Source organism: Aureimonas flava (genome assembly GCF_003583935.1).
GTDB classification, from domain to species: domain Bacteria; phylum Pseudomonadota; class Alphaproteobacteria; order Rhizobiales; family Rhizobiaceae; genus Aureimonas; species Aureimonas flava.
In genome coordinates, this window is sequence record NZ_QYRN01000001.1 from 192,398 (window position 1) to 215,366 (window position 22,969).

The 22,969-nt window shown below is 70.2% G+C and carries 20 protein-coding genes; 9 read left to right on the top strand and 11 right to left on the bottom strand.

Annotated features, from left to right (window positions below; all coding sequences use genetic code 11):
• Window positions 1-27 precede the first annotated feature (27 nt).
• Together D3218_RS00970 and D3218_RS00975 are read left to right on the top strand one after the other, a co-directional pair.
• Window positions 28-1,458 carry an FAD-binding oxidoreductase gene (locus D3218_RS00970; RefSeq protein ID WP_119538029.1) on the top strand — a complete coding sequence of 477 codons (1,431 nt, stop codon included), beginning with the start codon at window positions 28-30 and terminating at the stop codon, window positions 1,456-1,458.
• Window positions 1,459-1,633: 175 nt separating this feature from the next.
• Window positions 1,634-2,209 carry a DUF6101 family protein gene (locus tag D3218_RS00975; protein ID WP_119538030.1) on the top strand — a complete coding sequence of 192 codons (576 nt, stop codon included), beginning with the start codon at window positions 1,634-1,636 and terminating at the stop codon, window positions 2,207-2,209.
• A 3-nt stretch (window positions 2,210-2,212) separates the two neighbouring features.
• Here D3218_RS00975 and ubiA read toward each other — a convergent pair whose 3' ends face one another.
• The gene (gene ubiA, locus D3218_RS00980; protein ID WP_119538031.1) at window positions 2,213-3,214 is read right to left on the bottom strand and encodes a 4-hydroxybenzoate octaprenyltransferase; all 1,002 of its coding nucleotides are present in this window, start codon (window positions 3,212-3,214) and stop codon (window positions 2,213-2,215) included.
• 138 nt (window positions 3,215-3,352) lie between these two features.
• Here ubiA and purD point away from each other — a divergent pair, with 138 nt between their 5' ends.
• The 6 genes from purD to D3218_RS01010 all read left to right on the top strand — a co-directional run bounded on the left by purD (window position 3,353) and on the right by D3218_RS01010 (window position 13,020).
• Window positions 3,353-4,606 (top strand): phosphoribosylamine--glycine ligase, encoded by a 1,254-nt coding sequence (gene purD, locus D3218_RS00985; RefSeq protein ID WP_119538454.1) that lies wholly within the window; start codon window positions 3,353-3,355, stop codon window positions 4,604-4,606.
• 104 nt (window positions 4,607-4,710) lie between these two features.
• Window positions 4,711-6,987, top strand: a complete 2,277-nt coding sequence (locus D3218_RS00990) for an acyl-CoA dehydrogenase (RefSeq protein ID WP_119538032.1) — start codon at window positions 4,711-4,713, stop codon at window positions 6,985-6,987.
• On the top strand, window positions 6,984-8,267 hold the full coding sequence (locus D3218_RS00995) for an acetyl-CoA C-acetyltransferase (protein ID WP_119538033.1): 1,284 nt from the start codon (window positions 6,984-6,986) through the stop codon (window positions 8,265-8,267). The genes D3218_RS00990 and D3218_RS00995 overlap by 4 nt, the downstream gene beginning before the upstream one ends.
• Window positions 8,268-8,305: 38 nt before the next feature.
• Window positions 8,306-10,417 (top strand): 3-hydroxyacyl-CoA dehydrogenase NAD-binding domain-containing protein, encoded by a 2,112-nt coding sequence (locus D3218_RS01000; RefSeq protein ID WP_425359281.1) that lies wholly within the window; start codon window positions 8,306-8,308, stop codon window positions 10,415-10,417.
• 79 nt (window positions 10,418-10,496) lie between these two features.
• Window positions 10,497-12,269, top strand: a complete 1,773-nt coding sequence (locus D3218_RS01005; protein ID WP_119538034.1) for an acyl-CoA dehydrogenase family protein — start codon at window positions 10,497-10,499, stop codon at window positions 12,267-12,269.
• Between the two features lie 10 nt (window positions 12,270-12,279).
• The gene (locus D3218_RS01010; RefSeq protein WP_119538035.1) at window positions 12,280-13,020 is read left to right on the top strand and encodes a crotonase/enoyl-CoA hydratase family protein; all 741 of its coding nucleotides are present in this window, start codon (window positions 12,280-12,282) and stop codon (window positions 13,018-13,020) included.
• Here D3218_RS01010 and D3218_RS01015 read toward each other — a convergent pair.
• From D3218_RS01015 to aroC, 7 genes are all read right to left on the bottom strand, one after another.
• On the bottom strand, window positions 13,017-13,646 hold the full coding sequence (locus D3218_RS01015) for a DedA family protein (RefSeq protein ID WP_119538036.1): 630 nt from the start codon (window positions 13,644-13,646) through the stop codon (window positions 13,017-13,019). The genes D3218_RS01010 and D3218_RS01015 overlap by 4 nt on opposite strands.
• Before the next feature lie 11 nt (window positions 13,647-13,657).
• The gene (locus D3218_RS01020; protein ID WP_119538037.1) at window positions 13,658-14,884 is read right to left on the bottom strand and encodes a class I SAM-dependent RNA methyltransferase; all 1,227 of its coding nucleotides are present in this window, start codon (window positions 14,882-14,884) and stop codon (window positions 13,658-13,660) included.
• Complete coding sequence (locus D3218_RS01025) at window positions 14,881-15,627, bottom strand: TlyA family RNA methyltransferase (protein ID WP_119538038.1); 747 nt, start codon at window positions 15,625-15,627, stop codon at window positions 14,881-14,883. Before D3218_RS01025 ends, D3218_RS01020 begins: the two co-directional genes overlap by 4 nt.
• Window positions 15,628-15,638: 11 nt before the next feature.
• On the bottom strand, window positions 15,639-17,555 hold the full coding sequence (gene dxs, locus D3218_RS01030; RefSeq protein ID WP_245414867.1) for a 1-deoxy-D-xylulose-5-phosphate synthase: 1,917 nt from the start codon (window positions 17,553-17,555) through the stop codon (window positions 15,639-15,641).
• Between the two features lie 103 nt (window positions 17,556-17,658).
• Window positions 17,659-17,928, bottom strand: a complete 270-nt coding sequence (locus D3218_RS01035) for an exodeoxyribonuclease VII small subunit (protein WP_119538040.1) — start codon at window positions 17,926-17,928, stop codon at window positions 17,659-17,661.
• Between the two features lie 32 nt (window positions 17,929-17,960).
• The gene (locus D3218_RS01040; protein WP_119538041.1) at window positions 17,961-18,887 is read right to left on the bottom strand and encodes a histone deacetylase family protein; all 927 of its coding nucleotides are present in this window, start codon (window positions 18,885-18,887) and stop codon (window positions 17,961-17,963) included.
• A gap of 52 nt (window positions 18,888-18,939) precedes the next feature.
• Entirely contained in the window at window positions 18,940-20,031 is a 1,092-nt protein-coding gene (gene aroC / locus D3218_RS01045) for a chorismate synthase (protein ID WP_119538042.1), read from the bottom strand.
• 188 nt (window positions 20,032-20,219) lie between these two features.
• Between aroC and D3218_RS01050 the strand changes: the two genes are divergently transcribed.
• On the top strand, window positions 20,220-20,447 hold the full coding sequence (locus D3218_RS01050) for a DUF1344 domain-containing protein (RefSeq protein WP_119538043.1): 228 nt from the start codon (window positions 20,220-20,222) through the stop codon (window positions 20,445-20,447).
• Here the strand turns inward: D3218_RS01050 and D3218_RS01055 are convergent.
• The 3 genes from D3218_RS01055 to D3218_RS01065 form a co-directional block, all read right to left on the bottom strand.
• Complete coding sequence (locus D3218_RS01055; protein ID WP_119538044.1) at window positions 20,444-21,040, bottom strand: histidine phosphatase family protein; 597 nt, start codon at window positions 21,038-21,040, stop codon at window positions 20,444-20,446. The genes D3218_RS01050 and D3218_RS01055 overlap by 4 nt on opposite strands.
• A 14-nt stretch (window positions 21,041-21,054) precedes the next feature.
• Window positions 21,055-21,873 (bottom strand): enoyl-ACP reductase FabI, encoded by an 819-nt coding sequence (fabI, locus tag D3218_RS01060; protein WP_119538045.1) that lies wholly within the window; start codon window positions 21,871-21,873, stop codon window positions 21,055-21,057.
• A 108-nt stretch (window positions 21,874-21,981) separates the two neighbouring features.
• The gene (locus D3218_RS01065; protein ID WP_119538046.1) at window positions 21,982-22,929 is read right to left on the bottom strand and encodes a DnaJ C-terminal domain-containing protein; all 948 of its coding nucleotides are present in this window, start codon (window positions 22,927-22,929) and stop codon (window positions 21,982-21,984) included.
• Between the last annotated feature and the right edge of the window lie 40 nt (window positions 22,930-22,969).

Here is a 22,969-nt window from a genome sequence, read left to right on the forward strand (position 1 = left end):
GCGCTGGCAGGGGCCTACACCTCGCCCATGACCCAGCCGATCGACACCGCCCTTTCCGATGCCCTCCGCGACCGGTTCGCCGCTCTCGTCACGCCTGGCCAGGCCCTGACGGAACCCGGCGACCTCGCGCCCTTCCTACGGGAAACCCGCGACCTGTTTCCCGGCCGCTCGCGTCTGGTGCTGCGGCCCGGCAGCGTGGACGAGGTTTCGGCCATCCTCCGGCTGGCGTCCGAGACGCGCACGCCCGTCGTGCCGCAGGGCGGCAACACCGGCCATGTCGGCGGACAGATGCCCCGCTCGGAGGCCGAGATCGTGCTGTCGCTCTCGCGTCTCGACCGGATCCGCGAGATCGATCCGGCAGGGCAGACGATCACGGTGGACGCGGGTGTCGTACTGCAGCGGGTGCAGGAGGCGGCCGACGAGGCGGGGCTTCTGTTCCCCCTGTCGCTCGGCTCGGAAGGTTCCTGCCAGATCGGCGGCAACCTCGCCTCCAACGCCGGCGGCACGGGCGTGATCGCCTACGGCAACAGCCGCGAGCTCTGCCTCGGGATCGAGGCGGTGCTGGCGTCGGGCGAACTCTTCCACGGCCTTCGCCGCTTGAAGAAGGACAATCGAGGCTACGACCTGCGCCAGCTCCTGATCGGGTCCGAGGGCACGCTCGGCGTCATCACCGGCGCGGTACTGCGCCTGTTTCCCAAGCCCCGCGGGCGCGAGGTCGCCTATGCCGGGCTCTCTACGCCGGAGGCGATGCTCCAGCTCCTGGCGCGCGCGCAGGGAGCGGCCGGAAACCAGCTCACGGCCTTCGAGATCATGCCGCGCCTCGCCATGGAGTTCACGCTGAAGCACACGCGCGGCGCACGCGACCCGCTCGCCTCGCCGCATGCCTGGTACGTGCTCGTCGAAGTGTCCTCGAACCGGTCGTCGGAGGATGCGGCGGCGGCGATGGAAACCGTTCTCGCGGGCGCCCTGGAGGCGGGCGAGATCGAGGATGCGACCGTGGCCCGCTCGGGCGCCGACGCCGCGTTGTTCTGGCGCATGCGCGAGGAGATGAGCTGGGCGCAGAAGCCGGAGGGCGGCTCGATCAAGCACGACGTCTCCGTGCCGGTGGCGCTGGTACCCGAGTTCCTCCGTCGCGCCGACGCGGCGGTGCGCGCGGCCATACCCGGCGTGCGCGTCGTCTCCTTCGGGCACCTGGGCGACGGCAACATCCACTACAATCTGTCGCAGCCCGTCGGCGCCGACCGGGACGCCTTCCTGGCGCGCTGGGGCGAGATCAACGCACTGGTGCACGGCATCGTCGCCGAGCTCGGCGGCAGTTTCGCGGCCGAGCACGGGATCGGTCAGCTCAAGCGCGACGAGCTGGCGCGCACCAAGCCCGCGGTCGAGATGGAGCTGATGCGCGGCATCAAGAACCTCTTCGATCCTTTCGGGATTCTGAATCCCGGAAAAGTCGTTTAAAGATCTCTTCAAAATCACGATTTGGATACCCTGATCTTGGTCAGGTTCACTTAACTCAACTTCTTAGCGGGAGGGCAACGCGCGCCCGGTAGTCTGCAAGCATCAAAGGTCGGGATACATCGACCGAGCATGGAAGAACTCTCCGAGCCTTCCGATCGACAGACGAGGACGCGACATGAGCGTTGTTCACCATCAGAACCCGGCCAAGCCCGAGTGGGCGACCATGCCGATCCGGCTCGATCCCTCGCTTGCCGACCGCAAGCAGAGCTTCGAGCTGGTCCAGGACGGCGAGGTCGTCTCCTACCGGATCGACCGTCGGGGCGCCGTCATCCGCCGGACGCTCGAGAAGAGTGGCCTTCCGGTCTCCATCGCGCTCGCGGCCCGCTCCTTCCGGGGCGTCGCAGCCCGCGCCATGGAGAACGGCGAAGGCGAGATCACGGTGACCCTGGAGCTGCACCACGAGGACCCGACCATGTCGGTGCCGCTGCTGGTGGCCTCCGACCTCTACGACGTGGCGGCCGACTGGCGCGGCTGGTCGGAACTCTACCGGCTGCCCATGCTGATGGTCGAGGCCGACGGCAGCGTCACCGCGCTCGAGGATACGCTCGGGCAGGTCCGCCGCAACGATCCGATCGAGCGTCGTGCCAGCGCCCATCGCGGTCGCCGCCCGCGCTTCCTCGCCCGCCGCAAGCCGGGCGGTCTCGGCCTGCGCCTGATGGTGCAGGGCCAGGAGATCATCGCCCGCGACTGAGGATCAGTAGAGGCGCGGGAAGGACAGCATCCAAAGGCTGGAGAAGACCAGCCCGAGGAAGATGATCCAGCCGAACAGGGCGTTCGACTTGAACAGCTTGAGGCAGTCGTCGGCGTCGTCGATGTCGAGGCTGCGGATCTGCCAGGACATCTGCACCGCGCCGAGCAGCAGGCCGGCATAGGCCGGCCACGACGGGCCGGCGCTCCCGCTGCCGGCCACGCGATAGGCGAGCGCGAAGAGCACGATGGCGCCGCCGTAGAGCAGCACCAGCGCAGTCTTGGTGCGCCGGCCGAACAGGCGCGCGGTGGAACGCACACCGACCAGGGCGTCGTCCTCGCGGTCCTGGTGCGCGTAGATCGTGTCGTAGCCGACCGTCCAGAGCACCGCGCCGGCGTAGAGAAGCAGCGGGCTCACCGTCAGCGTGCCCCAGAAGGCCGCCCATCCCATCAGGGCGCCCCACGAGAAGGCGAAGCCGAGGCCGAGCTGCGGCCAGTCCGTCACCCGCTTCAGGAACGGATAGATGGCCACCACGGCCAGCGAGCCGATCCCCAGGAGGATCGCGAACGGGTTGAACTGGACGAGCACCAGCAGCCCGACCAACGCCTGCGCCACGAGGAAGCCCTTGGCCCGCGCGGGCGAGACCCGGCCGGAGGGCAGGGGGCGCGAACGCGTGCGGGCGATCTTGGCGTCGATGTCCTGGTCCACGAGGTCGTTGTAGGTGCAGCCCGCGCCGCGCATCGCGATGGAGCCGATCAGGAACAGGATCAGGTCCCAGAGGTCCGGCAGTCCGGTATGCACGGCGGACGGGGCGGCCCATTGCGGCGCCAGCGCCGCCGACCACCAGCACGGCCACAGGAGAAGCTGCCAGCCGATCGGCCGGTCCCAGCGCGCGAGCTGCGCATAGGGCCACAGCGCCCGTGGCAGGGCACGATAGACCCAGTTGTCGGACGGGGCGTCCGCCACCCGGTCGGCCGGCAGGCCCCTTGAATCATCCTGCGATCGCATTTCGATGGAAAAGCCCTTCGCCGCCCGCCGCGTCAAGCCCCGAAGGCACTCGGGCAAATGACTTGCCCCCCGCAGCCGGAGCCTCTATCGCCGCCCCATCGCCCACACCTGCGCACGGGACCCGGCATCCAGATGGCTATCGACGTTCTTTTGATCGGCTCCGGCGGACGCGAGCACGCCCTGGCCTGGAAGCTTCGCCAGTCGCCCGAGCTCGGCCGCCTGTTCGCCGCTCCCGGCAACCCGGGCATCGCCGAGGTCGCGGATCTGGTGGACCTCGATCCGGCCGATCATGCGGCGGTGGTCCGTTTCTGCCGCGATCGCGCGATCGCCCTGGTGGTGGTCGGCGCCGAGGTTCCGCTCGTGGCGGGGCTGGCCGACGCGCTGCGCGAGGCGGGCTTGGCCGTGTTCGGACCGAGCGCGGCCGCCGCGCGGCTCGAAGGCTCCAAGGGATTCACCAAGGATCTGTGCGCCCGCATGGGCATTCCCACGGCCCGCTACCGGCGCTTCTCCGATGCCGGCGAGGCCAAGGCCCATGTGGCCGCCGAGGGCGCGCCCATCGTGGTCAAGGCCGACGGGCTCGCGGCCGGCAAGGGGGTGACCGTTGCGGCGAGCGTCGAGGAAGCCCAGCGCGCGGTGGACGATTGCTTCTCGGGCGGGGAGACCGGCGTCGAGGTGGTGATCGAGGAGTGCATGACCGGGCCCGAGGCGTCGCTGTTCTGCCTGTGCGACGGCGACACGGCGCTGGCGTTCGGCACGGCGGAGGACCACAAGCGCGCCTACGATGGCGACCGGGGCCCGAACACCGGCGGCATGGGCGCCTACTCGCCGTCCGGCCTGATGACGCCCGAGGTCACCGAGCGCGCCATGCGCGAGATCGTCCGCCCGACCCTCGCCGGCATGCGCGAGCTCGGCGCGCCGTTTCGCGGCGTGCTCTATGCCGGCCTCATGCTGACCGCGGAAGGGCCCAAGCTCATCGAGTACAACGTCCGGTTCGGCGACCCGGAAGCGCAGGTGCTGATGATGCGCCTGGAGAGCGACCTCCTGCCCATCCTGCTGACGGCGGCCACGGGCTCGCTCGTGGGCGTCGAGCCCCGCTGGTCGGACGATCCGGCCGTGACCGTCGTGCTGGCGGCGCAAGGTTATCCGGGCACGGTGACCAAGGGCACCCGGATCGGCACGCTGCCCGAGGGCGGCGAGGGCGAGATCGTGTTCCATGCCGGCACGGCGATGCGGGACGGCGTGCTGGTCGCCAACGGCGGCCGGGTGCTCAACGCCACCGCTCGCGACGCCGACGTGAAGGGCGCCATCGCCCGCGCCTATGGGCTGGTGGACCGGATCGACTGGCCCGAGGGCTTCTGCCGGCGCGACATCGCGCACCGCGCGGCGGGCTGAGCGCACCGACACTTGCGTGAGCGGCGTGGCAAAGCGCCGCCGCGGCCATATCTGACCACACTGCGCCTCGAGCGCGCGACCGACGAACCCATGGGAGGAGAGCCATGTCGTTTCGCAAGGACAGGTTGACCCGCCCCATCTTCCGGTGGGCCAAGACGGCGATGCCGCCGATCTCGGACACGGAGAGCAAGGCGATCGACGCGGGCACCGTGTGGTGGGACGGCGAGCTGTTCGGCGGCGCGCCCGACTGGGACCGCCTGCTCGCCATGCCTCCGGCCAAGCTGACGGACGAGGAGCAGGCCTTCCTGGACGGCCCGGTGGTCGAGCTCTGCTCGATGATCGACGAATGGAAGATCGTCTGGGAGGACCGCGACCTTCCGCCGGAGATGTGGGACTTCCTGAAGCGCGAGAAGTTCTTCGGGATGATCATCCCGAAGGAATACGGCGGCCTCGGCTTTTCCAACACCGCCCATTCCGAGGTGGTGCGCAAGGTTTCCTCCGCCAGCGTCGCGGTGGGCGTCACGGTGATGGTGCCCAATTCGCTGGGGCCGGGCGAGCTGATGCTGCATTTCGGCACGCAGGCCCAGCGCGACCACTGGCTGCCGCGGCTCGCCGACGGGCGCGAGATCCCCTGCTTCGGCCTGACGTCCGAACGCGCCGGCTCGGACGCCGCGGCCATGACCGATCGTGGCGTGGTGGAATACGGCGAGTTCGAGGGGGAGCGTGTGCTCGGCATCCGCCTCGACTTCGCCAAGCGGTACATCACCCTGGCGCCGGTCGCGACGGTGATGGGCCTCGCGTTCAAGCTCTTCGATCCCGAGAACCACCTCGGCCGGGGCGAGGAACTCGGCATCACCGTGGCGCTGATCCCGACCGCGACGCCCGGCGTTCGGCACGGCGACCGCCATATCCCGCAGTTCACCTTCTTCCAGAACGGCCCGCTGTTCGGCGAGGGCGTGTTCATCCCCATGGACTGGATCCTCGGCGGCGAGGCCCAGATCGGCGAGGGCTGGACCATGCTGATGAAGGCGCTGGCCACCGGGCGCGGCATCTCGCTGCCCTCGCAGGCCGCCGCCGCCGCCGCGATGACCGCGCGCATGACCGGCGCCTATGCCCGCGTGCGCAGCCAGTTCGGTCTTCCGATCGGCATGTTCGAGGGCATCCAGGAGCCTTTGGCGGAACTGGCTGCCAATGCCTACCAGGTGGACGCCGCGCGCCGCCTCACCGTCGCGGCGCTGGACGAGGGGCACCGCCCGTCGGTCGTGTCCGCCATCATGAAGTCCAACGCCACCGAGCTCATGCGAAAGTCCGTGGCGCATGCGATGGACGTCATGGGCGGCAAGGCGATCATCGACGGACCGGCCAATCCGATCGGGCCCTCGCACCGTTCGGTCCCCATCGGCATCACGGTCGAGGGCGCCAACATCCTGACGCGCAACCTGATGATCTTCGGCCAGGGCGCCATCCGCGCCCATCCGCACATGCTGGACGAGATGCGGGCGCTGTCGAACCCGGACCGAGAGGAAGGGCTGGCGGAGTTCGACCGGCACTTCTGGAAGCATGTCGGGCATTCCACCACCAATCTCCTGCGCACCTTCCTTTTCGGCTGGACCGGCGGCCTTGCCGCACCGGCGCCGCGCGGGGCGGCCTTCACCAGCCATTGGCGCCAGCTCTCGCGCTATGCCGCGACCTTCTCGACCCTGGCGGACCTCGCGCTGCTGACGCTCGGCGGCAGTCTGAAGCGGCGGGAGATGATCTCGGCGCGCCTCGGCGACATCCTGTCGGAACTCTATCTCCTCGGCGCGACCTTGAAGCGTTTCGAGACCGAGGGACGGCCCGAGATGGACAGGCCGATCGTGGAGTTCGTGATGCAGCGCGGGCTCAACCGTATGGGCCTGGCCTTCTCCGGCGTGTTCGCCAACCTGCCGTCGCGCTGGGCGGCGATGGGCGCGCGCATCGTCGCCTTCCCGCTCGGCGTGCCGCTGCGCCCGCCGGCCGACGAACTGGTGACGGAGGTGGCCGAGATCCTGATGCGGCCGTCCTCGCAGCGCGACCGGCTGACGCCGGACCTCTATCTCGGCGAAGGCCGGCCCGACCATCCGATCGCCGTCCTGGAGCGGGCGCTCGCGAAGGTCACCGAGGTGGCCCCCATCGCCAAGCGGATGCGCGAGGCGAAGCTCCGCGACCCGCAGGCGGCGCTGGAACGCGGCGTCGTGACCGCGGCCGAGGTGGAACAGCTTGCCGAGGCCGAGGCCGCGGTTCAACGCGCCATCGCGGTGGACAGTTTTCCGATGGAGATGGTCTCGCCGATCGCGAGCCAGCATCGCCGGACCGCCGCGAACGGCGGCGATGGCGACGCCCGCGCGGAGGCCGCCGAATGAGCCGTTCCGTCTACCTCGTCGACGGTGCTCGTACGCCCTTCATCAAGGCTCGCGGCAAGCCGGGACCGTTCACGCCGGTGGACCTCGCCGTCCAGTGCGGGCGCCCGCTCCTGATGCGTCAGGGCTTCGACCCGGCCCTGATCGATCTCGTGGTGCTCGGCTGCGTCAACGTGATCGCCGACGAGATGAACCCGGCGCGTGTCGCCGCGCTGCGTCTCGGTCTGCCGGACACGGTGCCGGCCCACACGGTCCAGATCAACTGCGGCTCGGGGATGCTGGCGATCGACGACGCGATGCGCGCCGTCGCGGACGGGCGCTCCGAGATCGCGCTGGCCGGCGGGGCGGAGGCGCTGAGCCATTCGCCACTGGTGCTGAGCGACGCCGCCGTGCAGTGGTTCGCCCGGCTCAACAGCGCCCGCTCGACGGGCGCGAGGCTTCGGGCTCTGTCCGGCCTCAAGCCCGGTTTCCTGAAGCCGGTGATCGGCCTGGCACGCGGGCTGACCGACCCCATCACCGAGCTCAACATGGGCCAGACCGCCGAGAAGGTCGGACATCTCTTCGGCGTCACCCGGCGCGAGGCGGACGAATACGCCGCCGAGAGCCATCGCCGGCTCGCGGCCGCGCAGGCGGAGGGACGGCTGACAGGCGAGCTGGTGCCCGCCTTCGCGCGCGACGGCACGGTGTTCGAGCGCGACGACGGCGTGCGCCCCGACTCCACCGCCCGCTCGCTCGGCGGCCTGAAGCCCGTGTTCGAGCGGCCCTATGGCAACGTCACGGCGGGCAACTCCTCGCAGATCACCGACGGCGCGAGCTGGACGATCCTTGCCTCGGCCGAGGCCGTGAAGCGCCACAGGCTCGAGCCGCTGGCCCGGATCGTGGACTGCCGCTGGGCGGCGCTGGATCCCTCCATCATGGGACTTGGTCCGGTGGTGTCGATCGCGGCCCTTCTCAAGCGCAACAAGCTCGCCTTGGGCGATATCGGCCTGTTCGAGATCAACGAGGCCTTCGCCGCGCAGGTTCTCGCCTGCGTCCGGGCGCTCGGCGACGAGCGGGTCGGCCGCGAGGTGCTGGGCCTGGACGGGGCGGCGGGCGACATCGCGCCCGACCGCCTCAACGTCGACGGCGGGGCGATCGCGCTCGGCCATCCGGTCGGAACCTCCGGCAACCGAATCACGCTGCATCTCGCCAACGCCATGAAAGGGCGGGGCGTCCGCTACGGCATCGCCAGCCAGTGCGTCGGCGGCGGCCAGGGCGGCGCCCTGCTTCTGGAGGCCGCATGAAAGCCGCCCGCACCAAGAAGACCGCAGCGTCCGGCGCCATGGCCGAAACACGCGCGGCCGCCGGCATGCTGGACGCCCTGGCCGACCGCGCGCTCGAACTGTCCGCTGCCGCCACGGCCGAACGGCAGGGCAACTGGCGCAGCGCGACCGACGAGGACGGTATCGCCTGGTGGGTGCTCGACCGTCCGGGCAAGTCCGTCAACACGATCGATCGCGGCGTGCTGGAGGAGCTGAACCTGCTTCTCGAAGCGGCGGAAGCCGCTCCGCCGCGCGGCGTCGTGATCCGATCGGCCAAGCCGTCCGGCTTCGCGGCGGGCGCCGACATCGCGCAGTTCCTCGATGCTTCCACGGCCGAGATCGCCGCGATGCTGAGCGAGGGGCACCGCGTCCTCGACCGGCTGGCGGCGCTGCCGATGCCGACCATCGCGGTGGTCCACGGCCACTGCCTGGGCGCCGGGCTGGAGCTCGCGCTCGCCTGCCGGTTCCGCATCGCGGTGTCCGACGCTACGCTCGGCTTTCCCGAGGTGATGCTCGGCCTCCATCCGGGCCTCGGCGGCACGTTCCGCTCGCTCGCCGTCGCCGATCCGCTGGAGGCGATGACGTTGATGCTCACCGGCAAGGCCGCGCCCGCCCGGCGAGCCCGCCGGATCGGGCTGGTGGACGTTGTGGTGGAGGAACGACACGTGCTCAACGCCGTGCGCGCGGCGGTCGGGGGCGAGCTCCACCCCCCGCGCGGCGGCTGGAAGTCGACGGCCTTCGCCCTGCGGCCGGCGCGCAGCCTCGCCGCGCGCCGCATGCGGGCCGAAGCGGCCAAGGCGGCGCGGCCGGAAAACTACCCGGCGCCCTTCCGACTCATCGACCTGTGGGAGCGTGATGGCGGCGACGCGGCGCGGATGCGCGCCGCCGAACTGGAAAGCTTCGCGGAGCTGATCGAGACGCCCACCTCGCGCAACCTCGTGCGCGTGTTCTTCCTGCGCGAGGCCATGCGGGGCCTCAAGGACGGGCCATCCGAGATCCGGCACGTGCATGTGATCGGCGCGGGCGCCATGGGCGGCGACATCGCGGCCTGGGCGGCGCGCGAGGGCTTCCGCGTCTCGCTCTCCGACATCAATGCCAAGCCGATCGGCCAGGCCATGCGAAAGGCGGCGGCCATGCTGGATAAGGTGCTGAAGAGCAGGATCGCGGTGCGCGACGCGCTGGATCGGCTGGTGCCCGATCCGGGCGGCACCGGCATCGCAGGCGCCGACCTCGTGATCGAGGCGGCGCCGGAAAGGTTGGAACTCAAGCGGTCGATTCTTCGCGAGGCGGAAGCGCGGATGAAGCCGGGCGCGATCCTCGCCACCAACACCTCGGCGCTTCCGCTGCCGGACCTCGCCTCCGCGCTCGCGGATCCGTCGCGGTTCGTCGGGGTGCACTTCTTCAATCCCGTGTCCCGCATGCAGCTCGTGGAAGTCGTGAGGCACGACGCGCTGGCGCCCGAGACCTTGCGGCGAGCCATCGGCTTCGTCGCGGAGCTTTCGCGACTACCGGCCCCCGTGCGGCCCACCGCCGGGTTCCTGGTGAACCGCGCGCTGACCCCCTACATCGCCGAAGCCATCCTCCTGATGGGCGAGGGCGTGCCCAAGGAGCGGATCGACGCGCGGGCGGAAACCTTCGGCATGCCGATGGGCCCCGTGGAACTTGCCGACCGCGTCGGGCTCGATATCGCGGTCGAGGTGGCGCAGACCCTGGCCGAGCGGCTCGCGATGCCCCTGCCGGAGATGCCGGGCTGGCTCCACCAGATGGTTCGCGAGGGGAAGCTCGGGCAGAAGAGCGGCGCCGGCCTCTACGAATACGACGCGGACGGCAAGCCGAAGAAGATCCATATCGACGCGCTCCCGGACGGCTCGGGCGACGACCCCGACCTCCTGGACCGGCTGATCCTGCCGATGGTCAACACCGTGGTCGCCTGCCTGCGCGAGGGCGTGGTGGAGAGCGAGGAGATCGCGGACGGCGCCATGGTGTTCGGTACCGGCTTCGCGCCGTTCCGGGGCGGCCCGATCCGCTACGCGCGCGAACGCGGTGTGGAAGCGGTGATCGCGCGACTGCGCGAGCTCGAAATGGCGCACGGTGCAAGGTTCCGTCCCGATCCGGGATGGGACCGCCTCTGATCCTCGCGATCGGAAACTTTGACGTTCACGTCAAAGTTCGATAGCCATGGCCCGGACGGTTTCCTTGGGAGGACGAGGCATGTATCGGGCACCTGTGAGCGAGATCGGCTTCACGCTTCGGCATGTGGCGGGGCTGGACGAAGCGATGCGCCAGGGAACGGCGGGCGATCTGACGCCCGATCTCCTGGATGCGATCCTCGAAGAGGCTGGGCGCTTCGCCGAGAGCGAGGTCGCACCGCTCGCCGCCGCCGGCGACCAGATCGGCGCCGTCTGGCGCGACGGCGCCGTCACCATGCCTCCCGGCTGGCGCGACCTCTACGGCCGATGGATCGAGGGCGGCTGGAACGGCCTCACCGGTCCCGTCGACCACGGGGGCCAGGGCCTGCCCACTTCGCTGTCGGCCGCGGTCTACGAGATGTGGAACGGCGCCTCCATGGCCTTCGGTATCGGGCCGACGCTGACGCTCGGCGCCGTCGAGACGCTGGAGGCGCACGGCACCGAGTCGCTGCGCGCCACTTATCTCGACAAGCTCGTGTCGGGCGAATGGATGGGCACGATGAACCTGACCGAGCCGCAGGCCGGCTCGGACCTCTCCGCGCTGCGGACGCGGGCGGAACGGCGCGACGACGGCACCTACCGCATCTTCGGCTCCAAGATCTTCATCACCTTCGGCGACCACGACCTGACCGACAACATCGTGCACCTCGTGCTCGCGCGCCTGCCGGACGCGCCGGCGGGCGTGAAGGGCATTTCGCTGTTCCTGGTGCCCAAGCGACTGGTGAACGAGGACGGCTCGCTCGGCGCGCGGAACGACGTGTTCTGTCAGTCGATCGAGCACAAGCTTGGCATCCACGCCTCGCCGACCTGCACCATGATCTACGGCGACGGCGCGGGCGAGACGGGGGAGGCGGGCGCCGTGGGCTGGCTGGTCGGCCAGGAGAACCAGGGGCTCGCCTGCATGTTCACGATGATGAACTCGGCCCGCCTCTATGTCGGCATCCAGGGGCTCGGCGTCGCCCAGGCGGCGTTCCAGAAGGCGCTCGACTTCGCGCGCGAGCGGCGGCAGGGTCGCTCCGCCGTCAAGGGTGCGACCGACATGGCGCCCATCATCGAGCATGCCGATGTGGCGCGCATGCTCCTCACCATGAAGGCGCTGGTCGCCTCCGCGCGCGCCATCGCCTATTGCTGCGGCCACGCGATCGACCGCGGCACGGGGAGCGACGAGGACCGGCGCTTCTGGTCGGAGCGGGCGAGCCTGCTGACCCCGATGGCCAAGAGCTTCCCCACCGACGTCGGTGTGGAGGTCGCGTCGCTCGGCATTCAGGTCCATGGCGGGATGGGCTTCGTTGAGGAAACGGGCGCAGCGCGCCTCCTTCGCGACGCGCGCATCGCGCCGATCTACGAGGGGACCAACGGCATCCAGGCGATCGACCTCGTGACGCGCAAGCTGCCGCTTTCGGGCGGCGAGACGGTGCGCGCGTTCCTCGCGGAACTGGAGGAGATCGTGGATGGGGTCGAACGCAGCAACCGGCCCGACTTCGGCGGCACCGCCGAGCGTCTGCGCGCGGCGATCGGCAGCCTGCGCGAGACCACCGACCGGCTGCTCGGCTGGGTCGCGGCCGGCGAGACCGGCTCGGCGCTCGCCGGCGCCACGGCTTACCAGCGCCTGTTCTCGCTGACGGCCGGCAACTGCCTCCTGGCCAAGGGGGCGCTCGCCGACCCGGACGACGCTTCGCGCGCGGCCCTCGCGCGGTTCATGGCCGAGACGATGCTGCCGGACGTCCATGCCCTTGCAGCCCAGGTCCTCGACGGCGGCGACAGCCTCCGCTCGGCGACCGCGGCGTTGGCCTGAGGGGTATCGCATGAGCCAGCACGTCGCCACGGACGTCGCGGACGGCGTCTTCCGCATCCGCCTCGATCGCCCGGACAAGAAGAACGCCCTCGACCGCGCCATGTACGGCGCCCTGGCCGGGGCGCTGCGGGCGGCGGAGGCGGACGATGCCGTCGGCTGCATCCTGTTCCTCGGCGCGCCGGGCGCGTTTTCGGCCGGCAACGACATCGCGGACTTCGCCGCGTCCGCCGGTGCCGCTCGTCCGCTGGACGAACTCGTCGACTTCCTCGATACGCTGGCCGGTGCCGCCAAGCCGATGATCGCGGCGGTGGACGGGTTGGCGATCGGCATCGGCACGACGCTGCTTCTCCATTGCGACCTCGTCTACGCGACTCCGCGTTCGCTGTTCCGCACGCCCTTCTCCGATCTCGGTGTGGTGCCCGAAGCGGCGTCCAGCCTGCTCGGACCGCTGGCCCTCGGGCACCAGCGCGCCTTCGCGCTGCTCGTGATGGGCGAGACCTGGAGCGCCGAGGCGGCCCGGGAGGCCGGCCTCGTTCTGGCCGTCGGCGAGGATGCCGAAGCGGAGGCGGAAACGGCGGCGCGCCGGCTGGCCGCCAAGCCGCGGGAGGCGGTGCGCATCGGCCGCGAGCTCCTGCGCACGGCGCCGGACGCGGTGCGCGAGCGCATCGCCGTCGAGGCCGACCTTTTCGCGGATCGCCTCCGCTCGACCGAGGCGCAGGCCGCCTTCGCCGCCTTCCTGAAACGGGGCTAGGGCGCCTTCTTCGCGTCGCCCTCGGCCGCTCGCTGCGCCCGCAGCTTGCGGCGGAACTGGAGGACGGTCCCGCCGCTGAGTAGGAGGAACACCGCACCGATGGCAGCGTAGGCCCAGGGACTGCCGTGGAGATAGGTGTCGATCCGGTCGCCGAGCACGTAGGAGCCGAAGCCGTAGGCACCCGACCAAAGGGCAGCGCCCACGGCGTTGTAGAAGAGGAAGGACCACCAGGGAAAACGCAGCGTGCCGGCCGCGAATCCGCAGACCTGCCTCAGCAGGAGGATGAAGCGCGCGATCAGCACGATCGGGGGCCCGACCTGCCGGAACCGCTCCTCGACATAGCGATACTTCTCGTCGGTCAGACCGATCCGATGCCCGTAGCGGACCACGAAGCGCCGCCCGTATCGATGCCCGAGCCAGTAGCCGAGATTGTCGCCCAGCGTCCCACCGATCCAGGACGCTGCGAACACGCCCCAGATATCGAGCTGGCCGTGGCCGGCCATGATGCCGGCCGCGATCAGGATGCTTTCGCCGGGAAACGGCAGCCCGGTCGATTCGAGGAAGATCGATAGGAACAGGATGCCGTAGCCGTAGTCCTGCAGAAAACCGGTGATCGTATCCAGCATCGCCGTTCGCCTCAGCGCTCGAACAGCGCCACCGCCTCGACATGGTGCGACCAGAGGAACTGGTCGATCGGCGTGACCCGCAGGAGGCGGTATCCGCCCGCGACCAGGATAGCCGCGTCTCGCGCCAGCGTGACCGGGTTGCACGAGACCGCCGCGACGCGACGCACACCCGATGCGGCAATCTCGCGCGCCTGTGCCTCGGCGCCGGCACGCGGCGGATCGAACAGGACGCCGTCGAACCGCGCCAGTTCCTTGGCCGTGAGCGGTCGCCGGAAGAGGTCGCGCCGCTCCACGGTGACGGGCTTGAGGCCCGAGGCCGCACGCCGCGCCTTTTCCAGCGACGCGAGGGCCGGTGCGTCGAACTCGGCGGCATGGACGGCATGGTGCCGCGCGAGGCGAAGCGTGAAGGCGCCGAACCCGCAGAACAGGTCCGCCACCGCCTTGGACGGGGCGAGATGGGCGAGCGCGATCTCGGCCATTCGGTTCTCGGCGCCCGCGACCGCCTGGAGGAAGGCGCCCGCCGGAAACGGCACCGCGACGCCCGCCACGTCGATCGTCGGCACGCGGTTCTCGATCAGCGTCTCGCCATCCACCGAAAGACGGGCGACCGCCTGATCCTCGGCGCCCCAGGCGATGGCGGACTGTCGGAGTTCGGCGCTCAGCTTCGCCGTCTGCTCGATCGCCACGTCGAGGCCGGTCTGGGTGCGCGTGACCGTCATCCGCAGCTCGCGCTTGCGGTCGATCAGAAGCGTCGCCAGCCGCTCGAAACGCTTCAAGCGCGCGACGATCTCGGGCACGGCGACGAGGCAGGTTTCGATCGGCGCGATGCGGTGGCTCAGCGCCTCGTGGAAGCCGAAGAGCACGCGAGGTCCGGCGCGCACGGCCGTGAACACCGCGCGGCGGCGCGAGCCGGGGGCGCAGGGCTCCAGCGGCGCGACCTCCGGCGACAGTCCCTCGCGCGCCAGCGCGTCCACCACGAGATCGCGCTTGAAGTGCGCGTAGAGCCTGTCGCCGAGATGCTGGAGGTCGCATCCGCCGCAGCGGCCGAAATGCGGGCAGGGGGCGTCGCGGCGCTCCGGCGAAGCGTGGTCCACCGACAGGAGCTGACCCCGGCCGCCCTGCCGCTCGATCGTCACCGTCTCGCCAGGCAGCGCGAAGGGTACGAACACGGTGGACGGCTCGCGCGCGATGCCGTCGCCACGCGTGCCCAACGCGTCGATCGCCACCTGTTCGCTCACGCCTTCGCTCCACCCAAAAGGAATTCCACGTTGCCGTCGCCGCCCGCGATGGGAGAGGGACTGATGCCCAGCGACCGCCAGCCGGGCAGCGCGTCCAGCCAGGCCGACAGTTCGTCGGCGATCGCCGGAGCGCGTGCGAGATCCTTGAGCATCCCGCCCTTGCCGATCGCCTCGCGGCCGGCCTCGAACTGCGGCTTCACCAGAAGCACCGCATGCGCACCGGGCGCGGCGAGCATGAGGGCCGGCGGCAGAGCCAGCCGCAGCGAGATGAAGCTGACGTCCGAGACCACAAGACCGATGCGTCGCTCGCCGAGGCACCCGGCGTCGAGGTCGCGTGCGTTCAGCCCCTCGAGATTGGTGACGCGCGCGTCGTCTCGCAGGGACGCATGCAACTGATCGTGCCCGACATCGACGGCGACGACATGGGCCGCGCCCCGTTCCAGGAGAACCTGCGTGAAGCCGCCGGTGGAGGCGCCGATGTCCAGCGCGTCGCGGCCCTCGACCGGGATGCCGAAGGCGTCGAGGCCAACCTGTAGCTTCAGCGCGGCACGCGAGACGTAGGCCGCCGCCGGATCGTCCAGTTCGACATGCGCGTCCTCGTCCACCGTCTGGCCGGGCTTGGACACCACGACGCCCTCGACGCGCACGCGGCCGCGCAGGATCGCGTCCCGCGCGCGGGCGCGCGAATCGAGCATCCGCCGTTCGGCGAGAAGGAGATCGAGGCGGATGCGCGAGGCGTTCATCGAGGGTCGGCTCAGGCCCGCATCACGCGCTGCGCCGCATCGCCGAGGGCGCGGAACACGGTTTCCACGATCGCGGCGCGGTCGAGGCCGGAGGCGCGGATCATCGCGTCCGGCGCGGCGTGGTCGACGAAGCGGTCCGGCATGGTCATCGGGCGGACCTTGAGGCCGCGATCCATCAGCCCGTGGCGCGCCATGTGCTCCAGCACCTGAGCCGCGAAGCCGCCGGACGCCCCTTCCTCGATCAGCACCAGCACCTCGTGCTCGCGCGCCAGCCGGCCGATCAGGTCGGTATCGAGCGGCTTGGCGAAGCGCGCGTCGGCCACGGTGGTGGAGAGGCCGAAGCCCTCGAGCTCTTCCGCCGCCGCGACGGCCTCGGCCAGCCGCGAGCCGAACGACAGGATCGCGACCTTGCTCCCCTCGCGCACGATGCGGCCCCGGCCGATCTCGAGAGCCTTGCCGCGTTCGGGCATCTCGACGCCGGTTCCGTTGCCGCGCGGATAGCGGAAGGAGATCGGGCCGCCGTCGTGCTCCACCGCCGTTCGCACCATGTGCCGAAGCTCGGCCTCGTCCGCGGCGGCCATCACCACCATGCCCGGCAGCGGGCACAGGAAACCGGTGTCGAACGAGCCGGCATGGGTCGGGCCGTCGGCGCCGACGAAGCCCGCGCGGTCGATCGCGAAGCGCACCGGAAGATGCTGGATCGCCACGTCGTGGACGATCTGGTCGTAGGCGCGCTGCAGGAAGGTCGAGTAGATGGCGACGAAGGGCTTGAAGCCCTCCGTGGCGAGCCCCGCCGCGAAGGTCACCGCGTGCTGCTCCGCGATGCCCACGTCGAAGGTGCGCTTCGGGAAGGCCTGCCCGAACAGGTCGAGGCCGGTGCCGTCCGGCATCGCGGCGTTGATCGCGACGATCCGCTCGTCCTCGTGGGCTTCCTGGATCAGCGTCTCGGCGAAGACCTTGGTGTAGCTCGGTGCGTTGGACTTGGGCTTCGCCTGGGCGCCCGTCACCACGTCGAATTTCGACACGCCGTGATACTTGTCCGCGCTCGCCTCGGCCGGCGGATAGCCCTTGCCCTTGCGGGTGACCACGTGGATCAGCACGGGGCCGTCGCCCGTGTCGCGGACGTTCTTGAGGACGGGCAGGAGGTGGTCGACGTCGTGGCCGTCGATCGGGCCGACGTAGTAGAAGCCGAGCTCCTCGAACATCGTGCCACCGGTGAAGAAGCCGCGCGTGTACTCCTCGGTCTTGCGGGCCCCCTCGCGCACGAACTCGGGCAGGCGGCGCGTCACGGTCTTGGCGCGGTCGCGCAGCGAGCGATAGGTCCGGCCCGAGACGAGCCGCGCCAGATAGGCGCTCAGCGCCCCGGTAGGCGGGGCGATCGACATGTCGTTGTCGTTGAGGATGACGATCAGCCGGGCGTCGAGCGCGCCGGCGTTGTTCATCGCCTCGTAGGCCATGCCGGCGCTCATCGCGCCGTCGCCGATCACGGCCACCACGTGGTTGCGCCGCCCGTCCAGCTCGCTCGCGACCGCCATGCCGAGGCCGGCCGAGATGGACGTGGAGGAATGGCCGGCGCCGAACGGATCGAATTCGCTCTCGGTGCGCTTGGCGAAGCCCGACAGGCCGCCTTCCTGGCGCACCGTGCGCATCGCCTCGCGGCGTCCGGTCAGGATCTTGTGCGGATAGGCCTGGTGGCCGACGTCCCAGATCAGGCGGTCGGCGGGCGTGTCGAACACGGCGTGGATCGCCACGGTCAGCTCGACCACGCCGAGCCCGGCGCCGAGGTGCCCGCCCGTCCGGGACACGGCGTCGATCAGGTCCTGGCGCAGCTCGTCCGCGACCTGCCGGAGCGACGCCTCGGGCAGACGGCGCAGGTCGGCCGGCGAGGCGATGCGGTCGAGGAGCGGCGTGGAAGGACGCTGGGACAAGGGCATCTCCTGAAGCGGGAGCCGGAAGGCGTGCAGGCGCCCTGAAGCTTGGGTTTCTTAGACCGGTTTCAAGCCGGCTTGTCCACCGGCCGGGGCCCTGGGCTCAGGCCGGGTCCAGCGGCTCCGTGTCGACGGCCTTGCCGCCGCGCGAGAGCTTGATCTTCTCGACCTTGTCCTCGGCCGCCGACAGGAGCCGGTCGCAGTGCGACTTGAGCTTCTCGCCGCGCTCGTAGATGCGGATCGAATGCTCCAGCGCGACATCGCCGCGCTCCAGGTCCGACACGATGCGCTCCAGCGCCGACAGCGCCTCCTCGAAGCTCATGCGGCGGATGTCGGAATCGTCGGCGGGAAGGGGGGCGGTCGTATCGGACATGGAAACCTTCGTTGCGCTCCGTCGGGAGCCGTTCAGCCGATCATCAGCCGTTGGACATGGGCGGCGACCGATCGTTCCAGGCCGACGAGATCGTAGCCGCCTTCGAGAACGCTGACGAGCCGTTCGCGGCTGTAGCGGGAGGCCACTTCGAGAAGCTTGCCGGTGGCCCAGTCGAAGTCGGCCTCCACCAGGTTGAGCCCGGCCAGGGGATCTCGATGATGGGCGTCGAATCCGGCGGAAATGATGACGAGGTCCGGAGCGAAGCGGTTCAGCGCCGGCAGCACGCCCGCTGCGAAGGCCGCGCGGAACTCGTCGGTCCCGTCGCCTTCGGAGAGCGGTACGTTGACGATATTGCCCGCGCCCGTCTCCGTCTCGGCGCCCGTGCCGGGGTAGAGCGGCGCCTGATGCGTCGAGACGTAGAGAACGGACGGGTCGGACCAGAAGATGTCCTGCGTGCCGTTGCCGTGGTGGACGTCCCAGTCGACGATGGCCACGCGCTCCAAGCCGTGAACCGCCTGCGCGTGACGCGCTGCGACGGCCGCCTGGTTGAACAGGCAGAAGCCCATGGCCGTCTCGCGCTCGGCGTGGTGGCCGGGGGGGCGGGCCGCGACGAAGACGTTGCGGACCTCGCCCGACACGACGTCATCGACCGCCGCGCAGGCGGCACCGACCGCATGGAGCGCCGCCGAGAAACTCCGGGGGCTCATCACGGTGTCGCCGTCGATGCGCGTCAGGCCCTCGGTCGGCGTCGCGCGGGCGATCTTGCGCACGTGCTCCACCGAGTGGCAGCGGTAGACCGCCTCCACGGCGCCCTCGGGTGCCAGAACGCGGTCGAGGTTCTGGAAGGGCTCGGCCTCGAGCGCGGCAGCGACAGCCTTCATCCGCTCCGGGCGCTCGGGGTGACCGGGGCCGGTCAGGTGCTCGGCGAAGATCGGGTGGTGGTAGAGACGCGTCATCATCGGCAAACGTCTCCTGGCGGAAAACAGGACGGATCGGCGCGCGGCACTGGGCTCAACGGCCCGTCTGCGCGCGATGGCGCAGATAATGGTCCGCGATGGCGCAAGCCACCATGGCCTCGCCGATCGGCACCGCGCGGATGCCGACGCACGGATCGTGGCGCCCCTTGGTCATCACCTCGACCTCCTGCCCGTCGGCGTCCACCGAGCGGCGCGGGGTGAGGATCGATGAGGTCGGCTTCACGGCGAAGCGGGCGACAACCGGCTGCCCGGTGGCGATGCCGCCAAGAATGCCGCCGGCGTGATTGGACAGGAACCGCGGCTTGCCGTCGTTGCCCATGCGGATCTCGTCGGCGTTCTCCTCGCCCGAAAGGGTGGCGCTGGCGAAGCCGTCGCCGATCTCCACGCCCTTCACGGCGTTGATCGACATCAGGCCGGCGGCGATGTCGGCATCCAACTTGCCGTAAAGCGGCGCACCGAGCCCGGCCGGCACGCCCTCGGCCACGACCTCCACCACGGCGCCCACCGACGAACCGCTCTTGCGCACGCCGTCCAGAAGCTCCGCCCAGCGCTCGGCCGTCGCGGCGTCCGGGCAGAAGAACGGGTTGCGACGCGTTTCCTCCCAGTCGAAGCGCACGCGGTCGATCGCGACGTCGCCGATCTGCACCAGGGCGCCGCGCACCACGAGCCCCGGCACCACGAGACGGGCGATCGCGCCCGCAGCCACGCGCGTTGCGGTCTCGCGGGCCGAGGACCGCCCGCCGCCGCGATAGTCGCGCACGCCGTACTTCATGTCGTAGGTGATGTCGGCGTGGCCCGGCCGGTAGCGCCGTGCGATCTCGGAATAGTCCTTGGACCGCTGGTCGACATTGTCGATGTGGAGCGCGATCGGCGTTCCGGTGGAGACGAGCTCGCCCTCGCGCTCGCCCGGCAGAACGCCGGACAGGACGCGCACCTGGTCCGGCTCCTGGCGCTGGGTCGTGTAACGAGACTGGCCGGGGCGGCGCTCGTCGAGATAGCGCTGGATGTCGGCTTCGGAAAAGCGCAGGCCCGGCGGCGTGCCGTCGACCACGCAGCCGATGGCGGGCCCGTGGCTTTCGCCCCAGGTGGTCACGCGGAAGAGGTGGCCGAAGCTGTTGTGCGACATGAGGGTCCGCCGATCCGGTTGGCATGCACACCCGTCGGGCGGCTGCCGGCATGGCTCGGGTGATGCAGTGAAAATCCCGCTTGGGCAACCCGCACGGCGCCCGAAAAAACCATAATCGTCGCCGAACCTCCACGCCGTTGAATCGCGCCGCGTGCCGTCCGGCCTGCCGCGCCAGTCGGAGCCTCCCGATGACGAGACGGGTCGTCGCCTTCTTCGCCTGCTCCTTCCTCAGCGTCTCGGCGACCTATCCGGCCGCCGCCGTGGAAACGGGCGGGACGATCGAGGCGATCGACCGCGACGAGGCGTCGCTGACGCTTTCCGACGGCGCGACCTACCGGTTGCCGGACGCATTCGACTACGCCGTCGTGCGGCCGGGCATGGAAGTCGTCGTGGTCTACGACGCCGCCCCGCTCTAGACCCAGTCCGTCCGCCCGTCGCGCACCCGCAGGATGCGGTCCTGCGGAATGTCGGTGTGCGAAGCCTCGACCGGCGACATTCCGGCGAACACGGTGAGGAAGGCGCGCGTCACGCCGCCATGCGCCACCACCACGCTGGGACGGTCGAGCGACCGGAAGGCGGGGGCGATGCGCTCTGCGAGCCCGGCATAGGTCTCGGCGCCTTCTCCCGGCGGGAGGAAATTCCACTTGTCGGCGTCGCGCCGTGCGGACTGCTCCGGGAACAGCCGGTTCAGCTCAGGCACGGTGTAGCCCTGCCATTCACCGAAATGGATCTCCTTCAGCCGCTCGTCCGTGCCGAAGGCTTCGGGATCGAGGCCCATCTCGCGACGGATCCCGCGCATCGTGTCGGCCGCGCGCGACATGGGGCTGGAGACGAAGGCGAAATCCTCGCCGCCCGCGCCGAGGACGTTGGCGAGATAGCGCCCGTTGCGCCGCGCCTGGACGAGACCGACGCGGTTCAACGGGATGTCGCTCTGGCCCTGGAGGCGCGCGTCGGCGTTCCAATCCGTCTGCCCGTGACGGCAGAGGTAGATAAGCGGGAGGCTGGTCACGTGGAGGAGATCCGTCAGTCCTTGACCACGGAGATGTCGGGCGCGTCCACGGCCTTCATGCCGACCACGTGGTAGCCCGAATCCGCATGATGGACCTCGCCCGTGACCGACCGGGACAGGTCGGACAGGAGATAGAGCCCGACGTCGCCGACCTCCTCGATCGTCACCGTGCGGCGCAGCGGGGCGTTGTACTCGTTCCACTTGAGGATGTAGCGGAAGTCGCCGATGCCGGAGGCCGCAAGCGTCTTGATCGGCCCCGCCGAGATCGCGTTGACGCGAATGTTCTTGGGGCCAAGGTCGACCGCCAGGTACTTCACGCTCGCCTCGAGCGCCGCTTTGGCGACGCCCATGACGTTGTAGTTCGGCATGACCTTCTCGGCACCGTAGTAGGTGAGGGTCAGCATCGACCCACCGTCGGTCATCAGCTTCTCGGCCCGCTGCGCAACCGCTGTGAACGAATAGACCGAGATGTTCATGGTCTTGTTGAAGTTGGCCTCCGTCGTGTCGACGTAGCGGCCGGTCAACTCGTCCTTGTCGGAGAAGCCGATGGCATGGACCAGGAAGTCGAGCTTGCCCCACTTCTCCTCGATCGCCTGAAAACAGGCATCGATGGTGGCCGGATCGCCCACGTCGCAATGCCCGCAGACGAAGGCACCAAGCTCGGCGGCCAGCGGCTCGACCCGCTTGCGCAGCGCGTCGCCCTGGTAGGTGAAGGCGATCTCCGCACCCTGCGCCGCGAGGGCCTTGGCGATTCCGAAGGCGATGGAGCGGTTGTTGGCGACGCCGAGAATCAGGCCCCGCTTTCCCTTCATCAGGCCCAACGAATCCACCATGGCCCGAACTCCCTCGTCTTGTTTTGCAACTTCCTGTCGGGCCGGCGGTATGGCATAGCCTCCCGCCACCAGCAAGCAGGCCGGTGCTACAGGCGTCGGTGCTAGCGATCAGGCGTTGCCGTCGCGGCGCTTCTCGAACAGGGCGGCGAGCTCGGCGTCCGGCTGGGCGGGAAGCGCGATCGCCAGCGTCGCCAGGATGTCGCCGCGTCCGCCGTCCTTGCGCGTGAGGCCCTTGCCCTTGAGCCGCAGGGTGCGACCCGATGTCGTCCAGGGCTGGATCTTGGTCGCCACGCGCCCTTCCAGCGTCTCGATCGTCACTCGGCCGCCGAGCACGGCGGTTTCCAGATCGACGTCCTGCTCCAGGAGGAGGTCGCGCCCGGACACGGCGAAGCGTGCGTGGTCGGCGAAGGAGATCGTCACCAGCGCGTCGCCCGGCGGGCCTCCGTTGAAGACGGCCGGCTGTCCCTGACCGCGCAGGCGGATCACCTGTCCGTCCTCGACGCCTTCGGGCAGGCGAATCGCCAGCCGCTTTCCGTTCGGAAACACCGCCTCGACCTTCTCGTCCGAAACGACGTCCTCCAGCCGCACCTTCAGAACCGCGTTGATGTCGTCGCCCTTGGACGGCGTGTTGCGGGCGGCGGTGAAGCCGGAGCGCGCGCCGCGCTTGGCGCCGAAGGCCTGCTCGAAGAAATCGCCGAAGATGTTCTCGGCGCCCGGAAAGTCGGCGCCACCGCCGCCGCGGAAGTCGAACGAGCCGCCGTTCGAGCCCGCACCGAAGGGCGCGCCGCCGGCGGCCCCGCCACCGCCGAAACCGGAGAAGCCCTGGAACTTGGCCTTGCCCTCGGCGTCGATCTCTCCGCGGTCGAACTGCCCGCGCTTCTCCTTGTCGCCCAGGATCTCGTAGGCCTGGTTGGCCTCGTTGAAGCGCGCGCTGGCGCCGGCGTCGTCGCCGTTGGCGTCGGGATGATACTTCTTGGCCAGCTTGCGGAAGGCGGACTTGATCTCCGCCTCGCTGGCAGTGCGGGCCACGCCGAGAACGGTGTAAGGGTCGCGCATTCGGGATCGGGTTCCTGGTGGCCGGAGCTGGGTCTCCCGC